At 66.9% G+C, this 21,572-nt stretch carries 18 protein-coding genes and 1 tRNA gene; 14 read left to right on the plus strand and 5 right to left on the minus strand.

Annotated elements, in window-relative coordinates; genetic code table 11:
• Positions 1-288: 288 nt before the first annotated feature.
• Positions 289-1,731: a phospholipase D-like domain-containing protein gene (locus FHS94_RS03450; protein ID WP_184054705.1), complete on the plus strand. Its 1,443-nt coding sequence runs from the start codon at positions 289-291 to the stop codon at positions 1,729-1,731.
• A 23-nt stretch (positions 1,732-1,754) separates the two neighbouring features.
• On the opposite strand, the gene FHS94_RS03455 is transcribed toward FHS94_RS03450, so the two are convergent.
• The 5 genes from FHS94_RS03455 to FHS94_RS03475 all read right to left on the minus strand — a co-directional run bounded on the left by FHS94_RS03455 (position 1,755) and on the right by FHS94_RS03475 (position 9,676).
• Positions 1,755-2,354, minus strand: a complete 600-nt coding sequence (locus tag FHS94_RS03455) for a hypothetical protein (RefSeq protein ID WP_184054707.1) — start codon at positions 2,352-2,354, stop codon at positions 1,755-1,757.
• A gap of 64 nt (positions 2,355-2,418) precedes the next feature.
• Positions 2,419-5,718: an error-prone DNA polymerase gene (locus FHS94_RS03460; RefSeq protein WP_184054709.1), complete on the minus strand. Its 3,300-nt coding sequence runs from the start codon at positions 5,716-5,718 to the stop codon at positions 2,419-2,421.
• Between the two features lie 16 nt (positions 5,719-5,734).
• Positions 5,735-8,314, minus strand: coding sequence for a DUF6504 family protein (locus FHS94_RS19340; protein WP_246348336.1), 2,580 nt, complete (start codon positions 8,312-8,314; stop codon positions 5,735-5,737).
• On the minus strand, positions 8,229-8,978 hold the full coding sequence (locus FHS94_RS03470) for an ImuA family protein (protein WP_343055143.1): 750 nt from the start codon (positions 8,976-8,978) through the stop codon (positions 8,229-8,231). Before FHS94_RS03470 ends, FHS94_RS19340 begins: the two co-directional genes overlap by 86 nt.
• Before the next feature lie 113 nt (positions 8,979-9,091).
• Positions 9,092-9,676 carry a PadR family transcriptional regulator gene (locus FHS94_RS03475; RefSeq protein ID WP_184054711.1) on the minus strand — a complete coding sequence of 195 codons (585 nt, stop codon included), beginning with the start codon at positions 9,674-9,676 and terminating at the stop codon, positions 9,092-9,094.
• Between the two features lie 132 nt (positions 9,677-9,808).
• Here FHS94_RS03475 and FHS94_RS03480 point away from each other — a divergent pair, with 132 nt between their 5' ends.
• The 13 genes from FHS94_RS03480 to FHS94_RS03540 all read left to right on the plus strand — a co-directional run bounded on the left by FHS94_RS03480 (position 9,809) and on the right by FHS94_RS03540 (position 21,518).
• On the plus strand, positions 9,809-11,131 hold the full coding sequence (locus FHS94_RS03480; protein ID WP_184054713.1) for a replication-associated recombination protein A: 1,323 nt from the start codon (positions 9,809-9,811) through the stop codon (positions 11,129-11,131).
• Positions 11,103-12,008, plus strand: a complete 906-nt coding sequence (locus tag FHS94_RS03485; RefSeq protein WP_184054715.1) for a hypothetical protein — start codon at positions 11,103-11,105, stop codon at positions 12,006-12,008. Before FHS94_RS03480 ends, FHS94_RS03485 begins: the two co-directional genes overlap by 29 nt.
• An 18-nt stretch (positions 12,009-12,026) precedes the next feature.
• Positions 12,027-12,102 (plus strand) — tRNA-Thr (locus tag FHS94_RS03490).
• Positions 12,103-12,225: 123 nt separating this feature from the next.
• Complete coding sequence (locus tag FHS94_RS03495) at positions 12,226-12,921, plus strand: endonuclease/exonuclease/phosphatase family protein (RefSeq protein WP_184054717.1); 696 nt, start codon at positions 12,226-12,228, stop codon at positions 12,919-12,921.
• Positions 12,921-15,182: a patatin-like protein gene (locus tag FHS94_RS03500; protein ID WP_184054719.1), complete on the plus strand. Its 2,262-nt coding sequence runs from the start codon at positions 12,921-12,923 to the stop codon at positions 15,180-15,182. Before FHS94_RS03495 ends, FHS94_RS03500 begins: the two co-directional genes overlap by 1 nt.
• Positions 15,183-15,254: 72 nt before the next feature.
• Positions 15,255-15,605: a lipopolysaccharide assembly protein LapA domain-containing protein gene (locus FHS94_RS03505; RefSeq protein ID WP_184054721.1), complete on the plus strand. Its 351-nt coding sequence runs from the start codon at positions 15,255-15,257 to the stop codon at positions 15,603-15,605.
• A complete protein-coding gene (gene pyrF, locus FHS94_RS03510; protein ID WP_184054723.1) occupies positions 15,602-16,273 on the plus strand; it encodes an orotidine-5'-phosphate decarboxylase in 672 nt (223 codons plus the stop codon). The genes FHS94_RS03505 and pyrF overlap by 4 nt, the downstream gene beginning before the upstream one ends.
• Positions 16,274-16,310: 37 nt before the next feature.
• Positions 16,311-16,553 carry a hypothetical protein gene (locus FHS94_RS03515; protein WP_184054725.1) on the plus strand — a complete coding sequence of 81 codons (243 nt, stop codon included), beginning with the start codon at positions 16,311-16,313 and terminating at the stop codon, positions 16,551-16,553.
• Between the two features lie 59 nt (positions 16,554-16,612).
• Positions 16,613-17,248 (plus strand): phosphoribosylanthranilate isomerase, encoded by a 636-nt coding sequence (locus FHS94_RS03520; RefSeq protein WP_184054726.1) that lies wholly within the window; start codon positions 16,613-16,615, stop codon positions 17,246-17,248.
• Positions 17,245-18,474: a tryptophan synthase subunit beta gene (trpB, locus tag FHS94_RS03525; protein ID WP_184054728.1), complete on the plus strand. Its 1,230-nt coding sequence runs from the start codon at positions 17,245-17,247 to the stop codon at positions 18,472-18,474. Before FHS94_RS03520 ends, trpB begins: the two co-directional genes overlap by 4 nt.
• A 79-nt stretch (positions 18,475-18,553) precedes the next feature.
• Complete coding sequence (gene trpA / locus FHS94_RS03530) at positions 18,554-19,345, plus strand: tryptophan synthase subunit alpha (RefSeq protein WP_184054730.1); 792 nt, start codon at positions 18,554-18,556, stop codon at positions 19,343-19,345.
• Complete coding sequence (accD, locus tag FHS94_RS03535; protein ID WP_184054732.1) at positions 19,342-20,196, plus strand: acetyl-CoA carboxylase, carboxyltransferase subunit beta; 855 nt, start codon at positions 19,342-19,344, stop codon at positions 20,194-20,196. Before trpA ends, accD begins: the two co-directional genes overlap by 4 nt.
• Before the next feature lie 17 nt (positions 20,197-20,213).
• Positions 20,214-21,518, plus strand: coding sequence for a bifunctional folylpolyglutamate synthase/dihydrofolate synthase (locus tag FHS94_RS03540; RefSeq protein ID WP_184054734.1), 1,305 nt, complete (start codon positions 20,214-20,216; stop codon positions 21,516-21,518).
• Positions 21,519-21,572: the final 54 nt, after the last annotated feature.

The following is a 21,572-nucleotide window of genomic DNA, read 5'->3' on the forward strand; positions in this document are numbered from 1 at the left end:
CGTGTGCCGAACAGTTGCGGACGCCTACTCCTCGGGTCATGCCGGAATTGTGAGTGAGCATGATCCGCTCATCGAACGGCCTTTCCTACAGGTCTTGTGGCATCTCGCCTCCGATACGCCGCTCAGCAGCCTGTTTTCGCCGTCCTGGCCAGGAGGCGACCCCGGCAGCGCCCCGTCGCAAGCTGGTGTGGCGGACAGAATTCGTAACGGTCCCGTACTGGACGTCGCCTGTCGCGGCGCTAAGCGATCCGAGATGGGCCGCAGCGGCGCCTAAGAAGGGGGACCGGCATGGTGAACAAGGGCGAACAGGCGCTGTGGCGACGTGAGCATGCCAGCCGTTTCAGCGTCATCGTCGATGCGGATCGCTACTTCGAAGTTGCTCGGGTCGCGTTGCTTCAGGCCCGTTCGCGGATCATGCTGGTTGGGTGGGATTTCGATGCCCGGATTGTATTGAACCGGACCGAGCGCGAGCGGGGTGAGCCGGCTCAGATCGGCGACTTCCTGTACTGGCTGGTCGACCGCACTCCCGGGCTGGAGCTGTACCTGTTGCGTTGGGACGTGGGCGCGTTCAAGTCACTGTTCCGGGGCACGACCCTGATCACCATGCTGCAATGGATGCGGCACCCTCGCATTCACACCAAGCTCGACACCCATCACCCGACCGGCAGCTCGCATCACCAGAAGATCGTGGCGATCGACGACTGCTTCGCCTTCTGCGGCGGGATCGACATGACGGGCGAGCGTTGGGACACCCGCAAACATCGGGACGGCGAGCCAGGACGACGGACGCCGGCTGGTCGCCCGTACAAGCCGTGGCACGACGCAACCACGGCGGTTGCAGGCCCGGCGGCGTTGGCACTGGGCGATCTTTGCCGCGACCGTTGGCATCGAGCGACCGGCACGCAGCTGTCGCCGACATCACCCCGCGATTCATGCTGGCCCGACAATCTGCCCACAGACATCGAAGACGCCCAGATCGGCATTGCGCGAACGATTCCGGTGATGGACGACCAGGAACCGGTGGACGAGATCGAGAAGCTGTTCCTGTCCCAGATCGCCCATGCGCGCCGGCACGTGTACATAGAAAGCCAGTATTTCGCCTCGCGCCGGGTTGCGGAGGCGATCGGTCGGCGGCTTCAAGAGGCCCACGGCCCGGAATTCGTCATCATCAACCCGCAAACGGCCGAAGGCTGGTTACAGCCGATCGCGATGGACAGCGCCCGGGCGCGGCTGATGAAGGCGTTGCGGGCTCTGGACACCCATGGCCGCCTTCGAATGTATCACCCGTACACCGCTGGCGGCGAGCCGATCTATGTGCACGCCAAGATTATGGTGGTTGACGATCGCACGGTCCGCATCGGGTCCGCCAACATCAACAATCGCTCGATGAAGCTCGACACGGAATGTGACGTGATCCTCGATGCGAGGGATAACGACGCGGCAAAGGTGGCGGAACTGGCGCTTCGGTTGCGCGATGACTTGCTGGCCGAGCACCTGGGTTGTGAGCTGGACGATGTTAGCGCGGCGGTCGAGCAGAACGGCAGCCTGATCGCGGGCATCGAGGCATTGCGCAAGCCAGGCAAGACGCTCCGCGAGTATGAATTGCCGGAACTCGGGCCGACCTTCACCTGGCTTGCCGACAACGAGCTTCTCGACCCAGAGGGACCGGACGAGATGTTCGAGCCCTTGGCTGAGCGCGGGTTGTTTCGCGGGAGACTACGCAGGCGGTGACCGCTTCAGGGTGGTGCGACTGGCTAGCCATCCTCTTCGGCCACCAGCCATCCGGACGGCGGGGGCGAGTTCCAGGGCCAGGTGCGGGGAACATCGACCAGGATCGCAGGCGCCAGCCATCCGGCCTGCACCAGGCGATGACGAATCGAGCGTAGTGGCTCGACCAAACCGTCGTCCACCGTCCGGTCAGCGGCGGAAGCGCGTTGCCAGAAATGGCGAACGCCGTCGCGATCATGCGAGTATCGGTACACCACAAGCAGCGCGAGCCGCAGTTCCAGGGTGGCGACCGCCCGCCCCCGAGAAGTGTGAACCGCCTGCTCCAGCACCTTCATCGCCGTGTCGAGCAGGTGAGCGTCCAGCCGGCCGACCCGCCTGGGCATATTGGCTGCGCGGCGGGCAAAGGGGACCGCCGCGGCGCGCAGGTTCGTTGAACCACAGCCAAAGCGCCGACATCGCAAGGCACGGGTGATCTCCGACCAGACCTGGCTCGCGCCCAACGCGAACAGATGCCGGGCAAAGGCGTCGCGCTGCCAGTCCTCTTCGAAGCCGCACTCGCGGCAGGTGATCCGCACGTCCGCCTCGATCCGGGCCAGATCCGACAGGTGCTTGGGTTGTCCGACCATGAAGTCTCATCTTGTGCGGGCGAAAAGGTCGGTACGGTGGCCGGGTCGCGGCGGCAGGTCCGGTTCAGTGGAAGTCGTGGCTGCGGATCGGGATCACCTCCTCCGGGTCGCACCCGGTGCGAAAGGGTGGATGGTAGAGGCTGCGTGGCTTGGGCTTCCATCCCGTCTCACCGCGGTCGGGTGAGCCGGCGTGGGTGGCGCCGTCGCCGGGGCTGGTTAGGCGCGGCATGTCGATTTCACCGACCTCGCGCAGCATGGCCGTGCGGTCATGGATGCGATCCGCGATGACGTGGATCACTTCTCCCTCGCGCTGCACCACGCCCGTCACGCTGATCATCGCGGAGGACATCACGGTTGTGCGCTGGGCCTCAAACCGATCGGGCCACAGGATGATGTTGGCGACGCCGGTCTCATCCTCGACCGTGATGAACAGAACGCCCTTCGCGCTGCCAGGCTTCTGGCGGACCAGGATGATGCCCGCGACCTCGACACGACGCCCGTCGCGTGTGTCGCGCAGCGCAGCGCAGGTAATCACCCGCTGCCGCGCCAGCTCGCCGCGCAGGAAGAACAAGGGATGCTGGCGCAGCGTCAGCTGGGTCGCGCGATAGTCTTCGACCACTTCCCGCCCTGCCGTGAGTGCCACCAGCGACACCGGCTCCTCGCGCCGCTCGGCAGCCTCCAGCAACGGCAGCGGCGTTTCGCCCAAGCCGCGGATCGCCCATAGCGCCTGACGCCGGTCCAGCCCCAGCGCGCGGAAAGCATCGGCCTTGGCGAGCTTCTCCAGCGTCGCGAGCGGCACGCCCGACCGCCGCCACATGTCCTCAACCGATGTGAACGGCGCCACTTCCCGCGCCGTCAGGATGCGAACGGCATCGATCACGGCGACACCGTGCACGATGCGCAGCCCCAGCCTGAGTGGCAGTTGGCCGTTTTTGCCGCCACCCTCTCCTACCAGCCGCGTGTCCCAATCGCTCTCGACCACGCAGACCGGCTGCACCCTGACGCCATGCTCGCGCGCATCGCGGACGATCTGTGCGGGGGCATAGAAGCCCATCGGCTGCGCATTGAGCAACGCCGCGCAGAACACGTCGGGATGATGGCACTTCATCCAGGACGAGGCATAGGCGATCTTGGCAAAGCTCGCCGCATGGCTTTCGGGGAAGCCATAGGAGCCAAACCCCTCGATCTGCTTGACCAGCCGCTCGGCGAACTCGGGGCCGATCCCCCTCTCGGCCATGCCCTCGATCAGCTCCGCTTTGAACTGCCCAACCCCTTGCGTGTATTTGAACGTCGCCATGGCCTTGCGTAGTTCATCGGCGCGGGCGGGCGTGAAGCCTGCGCCCTCGATTGCGACCTTCATCGCCTGTTCCTGGAACAAGGGCACGCCATAGGTTTTGGCCAGCACCGCCTTCAGCGCAGGGCTGGGATAGTCGAACTCAATGTCCGGATTACGCCGCTTCTGCTCGCGCCGCCTCAGATACGGGTGCACCATGTCGCCCTGGATTGGACCGGGGCGGACGATCGCGACCTGGATGGCAATGTCGTAGAAGGTTTCGGGCCGCATCCGTGGCAGCATCGCCATCTGCGCGCGGCTTTCTATCTGGAAGACGCCCAGCGTGTCGGCGCGCTGGATCATGGCAAAGGTCTGGGGATCGTCGACCTGCAACGCCTCATGATCCAGCGTCAGGTGCACGTCCTTGTGCAGCGCGAGCAGGTTAAAGGCCCGCCGCATGCAGCCGAGCATACCCAAGCCGAGGATATCGACCTTCATCATCCCCGCTTCCTCGATGTCCTCCTTTTCCCATTCCACCACGCGTCGGTCGGTCATGGAGGCAGGCTCGATCGGCACCAGCCGGTCCAGGCGATCGCGGGTGAGCACGAAACCGCCGGGATGCTGCGACAGGTGGCGGGGCGTGCCGATCAGCTCGCGCGCCAGTTCCAGCGTCAGCGCCAGGCGCGGGTCGCCGCGGTCGAGGTTGAGCGCGTCGACGTGCCGGTCGGCGACGCCCTCCTCCGACCAGCCCCATACCTGTCCGGCGAGCGCTGCCGTCATGTCTTCGGGCAGGCCAAGCGCCTTGCCGACTTCCCGCACGGCGCCCCGCGCGCGAAAGCGGCTGACCACCGCGGTCAGCGCGGCATGTTCATGGCCATAGGTTTCATAGATCCATTGGATCACTTCCTCGCGCCGTTCATGCTCGAAATCGATGTCGATGTCGGGCGGCTCTGCGCGGTTCTCGGACAGAAATCGCTCGAACAGCAGTTGGTGCACGACCGGATCGATCGAGGTGATGCCAAGGACGAAGCAGATCACCGAATTGGCGGCGGAGCCACGCCCCTGGCACAGGATCTCCTGGCTGCGTGCGAACTCCACGATCGAATGGACGGTCAGGAAGTACGCCGCGTAGTTGAGCTTCGCTACCAGCCCCAGCTCCTTGGCCAGCAGCTCGCGGTACACGACCGGCGGGTTGCCGCTGAAGCGCTGCTCCAGCGCGCGGGAGGACAGCTTTTCCAACGCCTGTTGCGGCGTTTGCCCGGCCATCACCGCTTCTTCGGGATAGAGGTACTGGTCGCGCAGGTTGCGAGGTGAAAAGCTGCAACGCTCCACGATAGCCTCCACCGCGGCCAGCGCTTGAGGATAGCGGCCGAAGCGACGGGCCATCTCGTGCGGGGGTTGCAGGCAGCGATCGGCGGAGCGTTCGCGCTTCAGGCCAAGGTCGTCGACCGTGCACTTTTCCCGGATCGCAGTCACCACGTCCTGCAACAGGCGGCGGTCCGGTTCGTGGTAGAGCACGTCGCCCGTGACGAGTGGCGTCAGGCCATAGCGCGCCGCGTCTCCCGCCGCCTGGTGCAGCCGGCGCGCATCGTCCGGGCGTCGGCTCTGTGTCAGGCAGACATGGCCGCGATCCCGCCCGAACAGGTCCGCCATCCAGCGCAACTGCTCCTCGACACACCCGTCAGTGTCCGGCACCAGCGATGCGACCAGGCCATCGGCATGCGCGGCCAGATCCTCCCAATGCAGGAAGCATCGTCCCTTTTCGCCATGCTGCGGCCGCGCGCGCGCCTTGCCGATCGTCAGCAGCCGCGTCAGCCGGCTCCACGCGTCCAGGTCCTCCGGCCAGACCAGGACTGACGCGCCGGACACAAGGTCAAGCCGGCACCCAGTGACCAGGCGGATGGGCGCGTGCTGGTGCGACACCTCCTCGGCGGCGACCAGCGATCGCATGATGCCGGCAACCGAATTGCGGTCGGTGATGCCCAGTGCCGGCATGCCCATGGTGGACGCGGTCGCGAACAGCTCCTCACACGACGACACGCCGCGCAGAAAGCAGAAGTGGGTGGACACCTGCAGCTCGCTATAGGTCACCGGGAACGTCCCACCGTCAATTGCCGAGCCCGTGCAGGAACCAGCTGAGGTCGCCCGTTTCCGCGCGCATGCCGTCGCCGCGGCGGAACAGCCAGAAACGCTGGCCGCCCTCGTCTTCCACCCGGAAATAATCGCGCACCGCCAGCCGCTCGGGGCTACGGCGCCACCATTCGCCCGCCACGCGCTCCGGCCCCTCTGCCCGGATCACGCGATGCGTTTCGCCCCGCCAGGTAAAGCGGCGGGGTGGCTGGTCGGGCAGACCCGCCACGACATGGTCGATCCGCTCGGGCCGGCGCAGCAGCCACACGGGCCTGGGCCAGCGCGGGTGCCAGGGGTGGTCCTGACTGCGTCCGTCCAGCCGCCGAACGTCATCTGCCTTCAGCGCGCGCGCCTGCGCACGGGGCGCCTCCAGTGGCAAAGCCCTGGTGCAGGAACGCTCCGGCACGTCGCTGTCGACGGGGGCCACGCGCCACAGCCGGTCGGCGCCGATCCGGTTCGCGAGTGCGTCGATCAGCGGCGCAAGATCCCCCGCGGCCTCGTCCGCCAGTGCCGGTGCCAGTGACTCCGGCCCCAGCGGATCGGCGCGGTGAACCAGCAGCGTGATAGCATCGATGCCATAGCCAGGCTCGATCTCCTCCATCCGCCGGAGCGTCAGGCGCAGCATGTGCCCCGCGTCCCTGGTCGGGCGCGCAAAGCCGAGCCGCATACGCTGCGGAACCCCGTCCACGCGCGCTGCCACCATCTCCACGACACGCGCGCCCTGCCCGGCCTGGGCGAGTTCGATCGCCAGTCGGGCCATCAATTCACGCAACCAGTGCTCGATCGCCTCCGGTGTCGCGATCGGTTCCGCAAAGCGCTGTTCCACCGACACCCGCGTCGGCGGGATGACCGGGTCCAGCGGCTCGGGCAGGCGGCCGATTGCCTGGTCCAGCCGATCGGCGATGACACGGCCGAACCGGCGCACCAGCGGTGCACGCGGCATAGCCGCCAGCTGCCCGATGGTATCGACGCCCAGCCTCGCCAGCAGCTCGAGCGCGGGTGCCTCCAGTCGCAGCGCAGCCACCGGCATGCTCGCCAGCGCCGCTGCCTGCATACCGGCCCCCAGCACCTGCACCGGCTCGGCATAACCGAACCGCGCCAGTGCCCAGGCCGCCCCCGCGCTGTCCGCCACCGCTACTCGCGCGGTGACGCCATGACGGGCGAGCAGGCGGACCAGCCGCCGTGCGAAGCGCGCTTCACCGCCATGCAGGTGCGCGACACCGGTCAGGTCGATGAACAGGCCATCGGTGCCACAGATCGACACGGTGGGAGCCCAACGCCGCGCCAGCAGTTCGGCGAGCGAGTGCAGGTCCGCTGCATCGCCATCCGGATCCGCCGTTCGCACCTCCAGGTCGGGCACCTGAGCACGCGCCATGGTCAGCGCGGTGCCGGGCCCGATCCCGAGCGCACGGGCGGTGGCATTGGCGGCAACCACCTCCACGCGCGATCCCGTTCGTGCCGTGGTCACCATCGGCGCTTCCGCTGCGTCCGCTGGCGCCGCGGTGCTGAGTTCGTCGTCACGGCACACGCGTGACACCACGCTAGCCAGCGTACGGCCGGTTTGAAAGAAGCGCCCCTGGCCATAGGTCGGCGCGGTAGGCGCGCTGCGCCCGTGATTGTCGGGATGCGGCCCCTCGCCCGGAAACTGGACAGCGGGCATGGCGGCCAGCTGAGCCAGGCTGGGCGGCGTGACATAACCCGCTTCCCCGCCATGGCCGTCCCGCGCGGACCGGCGCGGTGTGCGCATGGCGCGGCGTACCACCACATCCTCGCCCGGGCCGTGCACCGGCGGCATGGCAGCTGCACGGGCAAGCGACAGGGGCGCAGCCGGCGCTTCGTTGCGATAGCGATCACGCCTGGTTTCGCCTTGCAACGCGGCACCACGCCCTGCCTTGGCCGGAGCATCCTCGCCCGGGAACTGAAGCGACGGCATGGCCGCATACCGGCGAAGGCTCGCACCTACCTCATCGGCCGGGGCCGGGCGGAACGGGTTGTCGACCACCTCGCTCTTTCGCGACAGCTCCTGCATCGATGGGCGCTGGTGAACGGGCAGCGCGCTCACGGCCGATTGCAGGTCCTCGCCGTGCCAGCCGCGGGTGCCCGGCCTGAACAGCGGTTCGGCGGCTTCGGTACGCCTGGCCATTTCACGCAGGGGCGCTGGCGCCGCTACGCGCTCCTCTGGCGGCCGTGACAGGCCCTTTCTGGCCGGCCCTGTGGCAAAGGGGTTGTCCGCTGCCTGGCTGGTGCGGCCCAACTCGCGCTGGGGCGGACGGCGATGGTTGGGCAGCGCCTCGATCGCGGCCTCCACCTCCCGGCGCGAGTCGGCCAGCGCGCTGCCACCCACATCGGGGTCGCTTCGTGCCCAACGTGCGCCAGGGCGCCAGCCGCCCTCGTTGGGCACTGAACAATGCTGAGCGCGCTCTGCCGCCGCATCGGCGCCCAGCGCATCAAGGGCGGCGCTCGCGTCGGCCTCAGCCGACGGCGCGCGCCGGCGCTCGATCCTGCGCAGCCGGTCGATCGACCAGTGCGGCAGGTAGAGCGAGGCGACCCGCTTCATCGGAGCCCTCCACGGTAAGTTGAAACGGATCGCCGCCACGCTGGCGGACGCACTCGACACGCCAATGCGCCCTGCCCAGCCCTTCCCAGGGCACAGGGGCGGAGGGCGCATGCGCTACCCGCCAACGGGTCACCGCCGCTGATGGGGTATCCAGCGGGTCACCGCCGCCCCGCGCGGGCCGCCGAAGCAGCAGCGCCGGTGTGCTGCCGCCCTCCGCCGCCAGTTGCAGCCGCCGCGCCTGCGCCATTTGCACACGCCGCGCTTCTCCCACCACCGCGCCCAGTCCGCGATGGCGCAAACCCTCTTCCACCAGCGCCAACAGCTCCGCATCGTCGCGGGCCTCGGCATAGATTACGCGGGAGGGGTCCAGCCCTGCCTGGTAGAGCCCCGGCGCGAACAGGTCGCGGGAACGCACGACCCATAGAACATCGCCCCTCGTTCGCGCTGCGATCCCGGCGACGAACAGAACCGCCGCAGCATCATCGCCCCATCCGGATCCGCAGGACGATGCCTCATGCAGCGCGTCCAGCCTAACCCCGCCATCGGCCAGCCGTTCGTCAAGCTCGCCTACCCCGAACGGCAGCACCGGATGCTCCCGCGCGTCGCCCTCAATGGCTCGCAACGCTTCGCGCAAAGCGGCAATGGTGGGCGGAGACTCGGACACGGCACGACTCGTAATGACGAACGTTCGTGTTTTGTTCCGGTCACCGCGTCAGGTCAACCCGACTCCGCACGGCTTGTCGCGCGGGAGCAGATTACCCCCACGCGACACATAGCTTAGCGCAACCGCTCAATCTTCCGAGCGAGCTCGTCGATCAGTTCCGCGACTTCGTGCACCGTTTCCGACGTGATGTCGCCCGCCGCGACCCTGTGGCGGATGGCCACGCCCAGGTTGCGCATCGCGCGCCACACGGGCGAGCCGCCTTGCTCTCGCTGAGCCGCTCCCATGTCACGCAGCTTCGCCATCAAGGCATCGACCTCGTCGCGCCGATCCGCAAGATGAGAGCGGCCCGCCTCCGTCACGGCAAAGCGCTTCTTGGTGTCGTCGGATTGCTGCTCGTCCACCAGACCCATCTCGTCGAGCATCGTCAGCGTCGGGTACACGACACCAGGGCTCGGCGCATAGCTGCCGCCCGTCATCTCCTCGATGGACCGGATCAGCTCATAACCGTGCCGCGTCTCCTCTGAGATCAGCTGCAGCAGGATAAGCCGCAATTCTCCACCATCGAACTGGCGGCGTCCCCGACCCCGCTCCTGGCGCTGACCACCCATGTCGAAGCTGAAGGCGAACGGGTCAAAGCTCCAGCCGCGCCCACGAGGGCCGCAACCCCGTCCGCGATCATCACCCAAATGAATGCGCATCGTCTATCTCCTGTGTTTCACGATACAGCCAAGATATATCTAGATCGCCTGAGTCGCAAGACACCTCAAGATATGTTTTGACCCAGTCTGCCTGGAGGTGACGCGATCCACTCAACCGCCTAGAACGGGTCCATGGCCGACCTGTTCGCCGGGCTGGAACCCGACCCGCCCACCCCAGCCGCTTTCGATCTCGACGCGCCCCTTGCGGAGCGTCTTCGGCCGCGCGCGCTCGACGAGGTGATCGGGCAGGAGCACCTGACCGGCCCTGCCGGCGCGATCGGCCGCATGGTCGCCGCTGGCCGCCTGTCCTCGCTTATCCTGTGGGGGCCGCCGGGCACCGGCAAGACCACTATCGCCCGCCTCCTTGCCGATGCGGTGGGCTTGCGCTTTGTCGCGATTTCCGCGGTCTTCTCTGGCGTCGCTGACCTGAAAAAAGTATTCGCCGAAGCACGGGATCGCGCCCGCGCGGGCCAGCGCACCCTGCTGTTCGTGGATGAGATCCATCGCTTCAACCGCGCGCAGCAGGACGGCTTCCTCCCTTATGTCGAGGACGGAACGGTGGTGCTGGTCGGCGCCACGACCGAGAACCCGTCCTTTGAACTCAACGCCGCACTGCTCAGCCGCGCACAGGTGCTGGTGTTGCACCGCCTGGGCGCCAAAGCCCTGGACGAACTGCTGACCCGAGCCGAGGCGGCGGAGGGTCGCCCGCTTCCCCTGACTCAACCCGCGCGTGAGGCGCTGGTCGCGGCGGCCGATGGCGACGGCCGCTTCCTGCTCAATCAGGTCGAAACGCTGTTCTCCGTCGCGCCCGACGCGCCGCTCGACCCGGCCGAGCTCTCGGCCCTGCTTCAGCGCCGCGTCGCGATCTACGACAAGGATCGCGAAGGCCATTATGGCGTCATCTCGGCGCTTCACAAATCCATCCGGGGATCGGATCCTCAGGCCGCGCTCTACTACCTTGCCCGCATGCTGACGGCGGGCGAGGAACCGCTCTACGTGCTGCGGCGGCTAACCCGCGCCGCGGTGGAGGACATCGGCCTCGCCGATCCGCAAGCGCTGGCTCAGTGCATCGCAGCCAAGGAAGCCTATGACTTCCTGGGCTCGCCCGAGGGCGAACTCGCGATCGCGCAGGCTTGTTTGTACCTCGCGACCGCGCCCAAATCGAATGCGGTTTACATGGCGCAAAAGGCCGCCTGGGCGAGCGCCAAGGAGAGTGGCTCGCTGAGCCCGCCCAAGCACATCCTGGGTGCCCCGACGCGGCTGATGCGCGACCTCGGCTATGGCGAAGGTTACGCCTATGACCACGACGCGCCGAACGCCTTTTCGGGCGCTGACTATTGGCCGGACGGCATGACGCCACAGCGCTTCTACGAGCCCACGGAGCGCGGCTTCGAGAAGCGCATCGCCGAACGCCTGGCCTGGTGGGATGAGCGGCGGCACGGTGAGCGCGACTAGCCGTACCTCCCCGCGCAGGTTCCGGCATTTCGCCGCAATCGACTGGTCGGGCGCGGTTGGAGAGCGGCAGCGCGGCATCGCCGTCGCGCTTGTGTCGGGCGCAGGGGAAGCGCCGCAGCTAGTCCGTCCGGGTCACATCTGGTCGCGAGCTGAGGTACTGCACTGGCTGCTCACCGACCTGCCCACCGATACGCTGGTCGGGATGGATCTTGGCGCTGCCCTGCCCTTCCACGATCAGGGCGCCTACTTCCCGGGCTGGGCGGAAAGCCCTGCAGATGCGCGTGCGCTCTGGGCGTTGGTCGATCGGATCGCCGCGGACGAACCGCACCTCGCTGCCAACCGCTTCGTCGATCATCCAGAAGTCGCCCGGCACCTGCGCCGGCCAGGCGGGCGCGCTGGCGATCTGTTCCCGCCCGGCCGAGGACGCCTCCGCGTCACGGAGGAGCACCAGCGTGCGGCGGGGTTGAGCCCGGTCAGCAACCTCAACCTTGTCGGCGCGGCACAGGTCGGCAAGGCGAGCCTGACCGGTATGCGGGTCCTTCATCGCCTGTCTGGGCACCTTTCCGTGTGGCCTATGGATCAGCTTCCAGCCCCCGGGTCGGTCATGGTCGAGATCTATACCACGCTGGCGGCGCGCGCCGCGGGCATACAGCCGGGCCGCAGCAAGCTACGCGACGCAGTCGCCCTCGACGCCGCACTGGCGGCGCTTGGCAGCCCCGCTCACTCGCCCCTCGCCCGACTGGACGACCATCAGGCCGACGCGCTTCTTGCCGCCGTCTGGCTCAGCATCGTCGGTAATGACGCAAATTTGTGGTCTCCGCCCGCACTTACCCCCATGCTGGCCATCACCGAAGGCTGGACGTTCGGCATTGTGTGAGGCAGGGAGCATCCAGGCGCCGGGTTAGCTCAGCTGGTAGAGCAGCGGTTTTGTAAACCGAAGGTCGCGGGTTCGATTCCTGCACTCGGCACCACCTTCCGGGGTCAGCCCCGATGGCACGAATGCCGTTCTCCCTGGCCTACACTTCTGATTCATTTGCGGACGAACCGACGTACCGACTGCAACCCCGGCGTGCTCGGGGCGTTGCGCTTGCGGAATGATAAAAGTCGCGAGCTACAATATTCGCAAGGGGATAGGTGCCGATCGACGGCGGAGTCCCGAACGGATCCTGGACGTGCTGGCGGAGATCGACGCCGACGTCGTGGCACTACAGGAAGCGGATCGACGCTTCGGGCAGCGCCATTGCGTGATCCCCGACCACCTTCTTGACGAGCGGAGCGACTGGAAATCAGTCCAGTTCGGCATGCGCCCCGGCAGCATGGGCTGGCATGGCAATGCGATTCTGATCCGCAAGCGTGCCAGGGTCGTCGGGTGCGAGCCGATCCACTTGCCCGCACTCGAGCCGCGCGGCGCGGTGATGGCCGACCTGCAGGATGGCGAGCAAGCGCTTCGAATTGTGGGCATGCATCTGGACCTGTCGGGATTATGGCGCCGCCGTCAGGCAGCCACCATCCTGGCCCATGTGTCGGACAAGACAGTGCGACGGCCCACGGTCATGATGGGTGACCTGAACGACTGGACTGCAGGGTCTGGCTGTTTGCGGGACTTCGCCCGGGAGTTTCGCTTTGCCGAAACGGGTCCTAGCTTCCATGCCCGCCGGCCGATCGGACGCCTCGACCGCATCATGGTGTCACGCGACCTTCGTGTTCTGGATTGCGGGGTGCACGCTAGCGCCACATCGCGGCGGGCGTCCGATCACCTGCCGATCTGGGCGGTGATCGGGCCGGCCTGATGCGTGAAAAGGAACTGCGGCTCGCGCTGGTCTGCTACGGCGGGATCAGCCTTGCGGTCTATATGCATGGCATCACCAAGGAGGTATGGCACCTTGCCCGCGCCAGCCAGGCCTTCTACGACGATGACCAGGCGATCGGCGCCACGGCGGCCGTGTATCGCGAGCTCTTGGCCGAGTTGCAGGAACAGGGGCAGACGCGTCTTCGTGTTCTGGCGGACATCATCGCCGGCGCCAGTGCGGGCGGCATCAACGGCATCTTTCTGGGGCAAGCGATAGCCACCGGCCAGTCGCTCGACCCCCTGACCGACCTGTGGCTGCAAGCGGCCGATGTGGAGCAGCTGATTGACCCCGACGCGGCGCCGGCGTCACGCTACTCGAAGGCATGGGCACTGCCCCTCGCCTGGCTTGCCGCCGGGCGGAGCGCGCCCAGTGTCGAAGCCCTTGATGAAACGACCCAGGCCGAAGTGCGGGCCAAGCTGTCCCATTTCGTGCGCTCCCGCTGGTTCGAACCGCCATTTGGCGGGGCAGCGCTGCTTCGACTGTTGCTGGACGCGCTTGGCGCGATGAAGGCCGGCCCGCGCGGCCCCAGGCTGCTGCCGCCGGGTCAGCCCCTGGACCTGTTCGTGACCGTGACGGACTTTTCGGGCCATCCGGAGCGGCTCCGCCTGAACTCACCCGCTGAGGTGGTCGAAACCGAACACCGTGTCGTGGTCGGCTTCTCGGATGCAGGCGACGGCACGGACACGCTCGCCGACCCGGCAGAGCTCGCCTTTGCCGCGCGGGCGACGTCCAGCTTCCCCGGTGCCTTTCCGCCGTTTCAAGTGCGTGAGCTTGACGGGGTTCTCGAGGAGCGGCACGCCGAATGGCCGGGACGCGACGCCTTTCTTTCCCGCGTACTGCCGCGGGCAACGGCGGCGAACGCCGTGGACAAGGTGTCGCTGATCGACGGGTCCGTGCTGGCGAACGCACCCTTCCGCCCAGCAATCGAAGCGCTCGCCGAGCGCCCTGCGCGGCGACAGGTTGACCGGCGCTTCGTGTATGTGGACCCGTCGCCAGGCATCAAGTTGGGCCTTCGAGGCACGGGGGAGAACCCGGGGTTCTTCCAGACCATCCTGGGTGCAATCAGCGAACTTCCCCGGCAGCAGCCAATCCGTGACAACCTTGAAACCCTGTCCGACCGCTCGGCCCGGATCGACCGGATGCGTGATGTCCTGTCGGCGGTTCGGCCAGAGGTGGAAGCTCAGATCGATCGGCTGTTCGGCCGCACCCTGTTTCTCGACCGGCCTACCCCGGCCAGGCTTGCATCCTGGCGCAAACGTGCGCTGGAGGGCGCGATCGCGCAGGCAGGCTATGCCTATTCGGCTTATCGCCACTTGAAACACGCCCATGTGGTCGACGCGATCACGCGATTGTTGCACCTGGCTGCAGGTCAGGAAGTCAGGCTGCCCGACATGCGCGGCGCGGTGGCGAAGCTTGCAATCGAGCGAGGTTATGGTGGGGGCGGAGCAGCCGAGATCGACTTTCTGCGCCAGCTCGATCTTGGCTACCGGTTGCGACGGCTGCGGCTGCTCGCCCGGCGTCTCGCCGATCTCGAAATGGAGAACAACGACGCGACCGCGCTAGCCCCGGCGCGCGAAGCGATCTACGGCGCGCTCGCAAATTATCTCGACCTGCAACGCACGCCCTCGCTGGCAGAGCTTCGCAGCCAGGCGCGGGCCGCCCAAGATGATGCCGGAGCAGCCGTGGATCAGCTTGCGGCGACACTCGCGCTGCAACGCTTGGACGCAGAAACCGACAACCGACTTGCCGAAGGGCTTGCCGGGATCGACCGAATGGCGCGGCGTGCGTTGCTGCTGACCTATCTCGGGTTTCCGTTCTACGATGTCGCGACGCTGCCCCTGCTCCAGGGCGAAGGGCTGGACGAGTTCGATCCGATCCTTGTCGACCGTATCTCTCCCGATGACGCGGTCGCCATCCGTAGGGGGGGCGCAGCCGCCACACTGAAAGGCATCCAGTTCGGCAGCTTTGGCGCGTTCTTCAGCCGGGCTTATCGCGAAAACGACTATCTTTGGGGTCGCCTTCATGGGGCAGACCGGCTGGTCGACATCGTCGTGTCCACCCTGCCGGCCAACGTCGCGCGGAAACCGGGCCGCGTCACGGCGCTGAAACGGGCGGCGTTTCTGGCCATTCTGGACGAGGAACAAGGCCGGTTGTCGGCGATCCCGCACCTGTTCAAGCAACTCCGGGCGGAAATCGGCTAAATGGGCGGCGCGCTCGCCCCCTAGGCAACCCGGTAATGTCGAGCTATCCCCCTCCCACTTGCCGGAGGACAGATGCAGTTCCTGAAAATCCTGTTCTGGTGCCTGCTCGCCTTTGTCGCCGCCCTGTTCACCTATGGCAATTGGAACACGGTGCCTGTGCGGCTGTGGAGCGGGCTGATCGCCGATATCAACCTGCCCTTGCTACTTCTGATCACGTTCCTGGCCGGGCTCGTGCCGGCATTGGTCGGAAGCAGCTGGCGTCGGTGGCGGCTGCGACAGCGTCTCGCCGCCACTGAAGGGGCATTGGCTCAGGCCCAAGCTGCCCTTTCCCCGCCTGCTCCGGTCATCGTCGCACATGAGCCGGCGATCGCGCCCCTCCACGTTACGCCGGCAACGCCGGACGTGCCGCCCGACCCCGCATGAACCCCGTCTTTGTCGCGATCGACACTCCTGATCTCGCCCAGGCGCAGGCGCTCGCGGCCGCCGTCGCGCATCATGTGGGTGGACTGAAGCTGGGCCTCGAGTTCTTCGCCGCCCATGGTGCTGGCGGCGTTGCCCAGCTTGCCGGGAGGGGATTGCCGATCTTCCTCGATCTCAAGCTCCACGACATTCCCAATACCGTCGGCAAGGCGGTGGCCGCCCTTGCGCCGCTGGCCCCCGCGCTGCTTACCGTTCACGCCGCAGGTGGACGGGCGATGCTGGCTGCGGCCCGAGCGGCTGCGCCGGCGTCAACGCGCGTGATCGCCGTAACAATGCTGACCAGCCTTGATGCCGGCGACCTGGCCGACACAGGCGTGATGGGCACCCCCGGTGATCATGTCCTCCGCCTTTCCGCGCTGGCGCGGGTGGCCGGTGTCGACGGCATTGTTTGTTCGGGCGAGGAGGTTGCCTCGGCGCGCCTATCCTGGCCCGACGCAACCTTGGTCGTCCCGGGCCTGCGCCCGGCCGACACCGCGCTCGGGGATCAGAAACGGGCGGTGACCCCGGCCGCCGCGCTCGCCGCGGGTGCCAGCGTGTTGGTCATCGGCCGCCCGATTACCGAAGCCAGCGATCCCGCCGCGGCCGCACGCGCGATCGCCCGATCCCTGTAAGCACGCCACCGACACGCCGTTCGCGCGTTGTCGGGCCATGCTGATCCAGGATCTCAACGAAGCTCGGGAATTGGTCGAGTCGGTTCGCGCCGCCGCCCGCGTACATAACCGCACTTGGGAGGCGCTCGTGCCCGACGCGTTCACCGTCAACCTCGCCGCCGAGGCTGAAGAGGAGCGCGCCTATGAGGAGATGGCGGCGGCCAAGCACGCGCTGCGCGATCATATCTGCCATGTTTACGGCCTTTCGATCCGGGAGCTCGCAAGTCTGGCAATGCCCTGAACCTGTTGGCCGCCTGATGCTTTCTTGACGAAGAGGGCCTCGCCCGCCACCTGCCCATCATGCCCGTTCAAACCAAGATATGCGGCCTGTCCACCGCCGCGACGCTCGACGCGGCGATAGCGGGTGGCGCCAGCCATGTCGGCTTCGTGTTCTTTGCCCCTTCACCGCGCAATCTGTCGTTCGATTTGACTGCGGGGTTGGCCGCCCGCGTCCCGCCGCGGGTCGCCCGCGTCGGAGTATTCGTCGATCCGGACGACGCGCTGATCGATGCTGCGATCGCGGTGGGCCGGCTGGACGCCATCCAGCTTCACCGAACCGCTCCCGCCCGCGTCGCAGCCTTGCGCGGTCGCACTGGTCTAGAAACCTGGGCCGCGGTGCCGATCAAGACGCGCGCGGATTTGGGCGCCGCCCGCTCGCTCGCTGGTGCGGCAGATCGCATCCTGTATGACGCCAAGACACCCGAAGGTGCCACGCTGCCCGGTGGCATGGGGGTGCGCTTCGACTGGGCGCTGCTTGACGGAGTGTCGCACCCACTCCCCTGGGCCATGTCGGGCGGGCTTGATTCGGCCAATGTTGCAGAGGCAATCCGCCGTACGGGCGCCACGCTCGTTGACGTGTCCTCGGGCGTGGAGAGCGCGCCCGGCGTTAAGGATGTGGACAAGATTGCCGCCTTCCTTCAGGCGAGCGCGCGATGAACGTCCCAAACTCCTTCCGTACGCTGCCCGATGAACGCGGCCATTTCGGTGACTATGGCGGTCGGTATGTCGCCGAGACGCTGATGCCGCTGGTCCTCGACCTCGACCGCGAATACCGCGCGGCTAAGGCTGATCCGGCGTTCCAGGCCGAGTTTGACGACCTGCTCGAACATTATGTCGGTCGCCCGAGCCCGCTCTACTATGCGGAACGGCTCACCGAAGCGCTGCGCGCGTCCGCGCCGGACGGCATGGGTGCCGAGGTCTGGTTCAAGCGTGACGAGCTGAACCACACTGGCGCGCACAAGATCAACAACTGCATCGGCCAGATCCTGCTTGCCCGGCGCATGGGCAAGACCCGGATCATCGCGGAGACCGGCGCCGGCCAGCATGGTGTAGCAACCGCCACCGTATGCGCGCGCTTTGGCCTGCCTTGCGTCATCTACATGGGTGCCAAGGACGTCGAGCGCCAGCAGCCCAACGTGTTCCGGATGAAGCTGCTTGGCGCAGAAGTGCGGCCGGTGACGAGCGGTGCTCACACCCTGAAGGACGCGATGAACGAGGGCATGCGCGACTGGGTCGCCAACGTCCACGACACTTTCTACATCATCGGCACTGCTGCTGGCCCGCACCCTTATCCGGAACTCGTCCGCGACTTTCAGTCGGTGATCGGCCGCGAGGCGCGTGAGCAAATGCTGTCGCGAACCGGCCGACTGCCTGACCTGCTGGTTGCCGCCATCGGCGGCGGCTCGAACGCGATCGGCCTGTTCCATCCTTTCCTGGACGATGCCGAGGTGGCCATGCTGGGGGTCGAGGCCGCTGGCGAAGGGCTCGACAAGCGTCATGCCGCTTCGCTTGCGGGCGGATCACCCGGCGTTCTCCACGGCAACAAGACCTATCTGCTGCAAGACGACGACGGGCAGATCACGGAAGCGCACTCGATCAGCGCTGGCCTCGACTACCCGGGCATCGGCCCGGAGCATGCCTGGCTGAAGGACATCGGCCGCGTCGAATATACGGCGGTGACCGACACCGAAGCGCTCGACGCTTTCCAGCTATTGTGTCGTACCGAGGGGATCATTCCGGCCCTTGAGCCCTCTCATGCCATCGCAGCGGTTGCCCGTAAGGCGCGGGAGATGCGGCATGATCAGGTGATCCTGGCCAATCTATGCGGCCGGGGCGACAAGGACATCTTTACGGTCGCCCACGCACTCGGGGTAGCGATATGACTGCCCGCTTGGTCAAGCGGGCTGCGTCTGGCTTTGCAGGCGGCGCCGTGACCGGAGTCCATCGGCGGGGGGTCCGGTCTTGAGCCGCCTTTCCGGTGCCTTCCGTCCAGACCGGCCCGCCCTGGTCGCCTTCATCACGGCTGGCGACGGCGATACAGCCGCTTTGCTCGACGCCCTTGTTGGGGGCGGTGCGGATGTCATCGAACTCGGCATGCCCTTCACGGACCCGATGGCGGACGGTCCTGCAATCCAGGCAGCAAACATTCGCAGCCTCGCCGCGGGCACAACAACCGCCGGCATCCTGTTGCTCGCACGCGATTTTCGGGCGCGGCACCCGCATGTTCCCCTTGTCCTGATGGGCTATGCCAATCCCATGCTGCGCCGTGGTCCGGACTGGTTCGGGCTGGCGGTCGCTGACGCCGGCGTCGACGGCATCATCTGCGTCGACATCCCGCCCGAGGAGGACGACGCACTTGGCCCGGCTCTGCGCAGTCGCGGCGTCGCCTCGATACGACTTGCCACTCCCACGACCGACTCAGCACGCTTGCCTCAGGTGCTGAACGGCGCGGATGGCTTCCTTTACTATGTCTCGGTCGCCGGGATCACAGGCCTGCAACAGGCCGCGCAGGCGTCGATCGAGGATGCCGTTTCCCGGCTGAAAGCGTCAACTGCCCTTCCGGTCGCGGTCGGCTTTGGCGTTCGTACGCCCGAACAGGCCGCCGCCATTGCGCGCGTTGCCGACGGCGTTGTCGTGGGTTCCGCCATCGTCGAACTGATCGAGCGGCACGGCATCAACGCCCCCGAGCACGTCCAGTCCTATGTCAGCAGCTTGTCGGAAGCCATTGCTTCTGCTCGAAAGGTTCCAGCATGACCTGGCTCAACTCCGTCCGCAACGCATTGTCGTTCGGTGGCAAGAAGCCGCAAACGGACGAAAACCTCTGGCACAAGTGCAAGGGGTGCGGGCAGATGGTTTTCACCAAGGAGTTGGAGGAGAACCTCCACGTCTGCCCTCGGTGCGATCACCACGAGCGGATCGGGCCTAAGCTGCGCATCCGCTTCACGCTGGACGAAGGATCGTGCGCCGAACTCCCCCCGCCCGAGGTGCCGCAGGACCCGCTGAAGTTCAGGGATACAAAGCGGTATACGGATCGGCTCAAGACGGCGCGCGCCGATAACGGTGAACGCGACGCGCTGGTGAATGCGCGCGGCACCATCCTGGGCCATCCGGTCGTGCTGGGCGTGCAGGATTTCGGCTTCATGGGCGGATCCATGGGTCTCGCCGTCGGCGAGGCTTTCGTTCGCGGCGTCGAGGAAGCGATCCGCCTCGGCTGCCCTTATGTCATCTTCACCGCAGCCGGGGGCGCACGCATGCAGGAGGGCATCCTGTCGCTGATGCAGATGCCGCGCTCCACCGTTGCGATCCAGATGCTGCACGATGCCGGGCTGCCCTATGTGGTCGTGATGACTGACCCCACCACCGGCGGCGTCACCGCGAGTTATGCGATGCTGGGCGACGTACAGATTGCCGAGCCCAATGCGCTGATCGGCTTCGCTGGGCAGCGCGTTATCGAGCAGACCATCCGTGAAAAGCTGCCCGAAGGCTTCCAGCGCTCCGAATATCTGTTGGAACACGGCATGCTGGACATGGTCGTCCATCGCAGCGAGATGCGCGAGCGGCTGGCGACGGTGATCGGCTATCTCACCGCGTCCAAGGCGGCCTGACCCCCCCCGGGGCGATCATGCCCGACCACGCCATCTCCACGCATCCCGCCGTGCAGGCGCAACTGGATCGGCTTGCTCGCTTGTCGCCGGGTGTCGACACGCTGGGGCTCGACCGGATCGCGCGCCTGCTGGCGCGGTTGGGCGACCCGCATCTCAGCATGCCGCCGGTGTTCCATGTTGCTGGGACCAACGGGAAGGGGTCGACCTGCGCTTTCCTTCGCGCCGCGATCGAGGCCGCAGGTCATTCAGTGCACGTCTATTCGAGCCCGCATCTCGTCCGTTTCAACGAGCGGATCAGGCTGGCTGGGCAACTGATCGAGGATGAACTGCTTGCCGCCCTGCTGGCCGAAGTGCTCGACCATGCGGACGGTATCGACGCCAGTTTCTTCGAGGTGACGACAGCAGCCGCGTTTTTGGCGTTCGCCCGCACTCCCGCCGCGGCCACGATCGTGGAGGTGGGGCTGGGTGGCCGGCTGGACGCTACGAACCTCGTCGTCCCCGCCGTGACCGGCATTGCCGCGCTCGGCTACGACCACCAGCAATTCCTCGGCACACGGCTGACCGACATCGCGGCCGAGAAAGCCGGGATCGCCAAGCCCAACGTGCCGGTTGTGACGATGGATTATCCTGCACCGGTCACAGCGCGCATTGCCGAGATCGCGGCTGCTGTGAGCGCGCCGGTATTGGCGCGCGGCTCCGCCTGGTTCAGCGAAACCGCCCGGACGACAATGCGGTATCACGACGCGGGGTTTGCCGTCGTGACACGCCGGCCCCGTCTGGTCGGGGCTCACCAGTCCCGCAACCTGGCGCTTGCGGTTGCGATGCTGCGGCATCAGGGCGCGCTCTCGGTGCCCGAGGCCGCGCTACGGGCCGCGGCGGATTGGGCAAGCTGGCCCGCACGAATGCAGCGTCTTTCCGAAGGTCCGCTAGTGCGTCTGTTACCCACCGGCTCAGAGTTGTGGCTAGACGGGGCACACAATCCGTCGGCAGCTGCGCCGGTCGCGCGCGCCCTGCGCACCATCGCACAGGGCCGGCCGGTTACCCTGATCCTGGGCATGCTCGCGAACAAGGACGCGGCAGGCGTTCTGCGCCACCTGGCTCCGGGTGCTCATAGCCTGATCGCCGTTCCGATACCCGGTCACGAGCATCATGTTCCCGCGAAGCTTGCCGAACTGGCTGAGCAGTTCGGAGTTCCCGCGACCTTCGCGCCAGACGTCGCCACGGCGCTGCAACGAGTGGAGCGGCCCGGCCCCGTTCTGGTGGCCGGATCACTGTACCTTGCAGGGTCCGTGCTCGCCGCCAATGACGAGGCTCCCGACTAGGGCCGCTTTTGCGATTGACTATCAATAGCGCATGGGGCGAGGTTTGGCGATCAG

It is taken from the genome of Sphingomonas aerophila (genome assembly GCF_014199305.1).
GTDB classification, from domain to species: Bacteria; Pseudomonadota; Alphaproteobacteria; order Sphingomonadales; family Sphingomonadaceae; genus Sphingomonas; species Sphingomonas aerophila.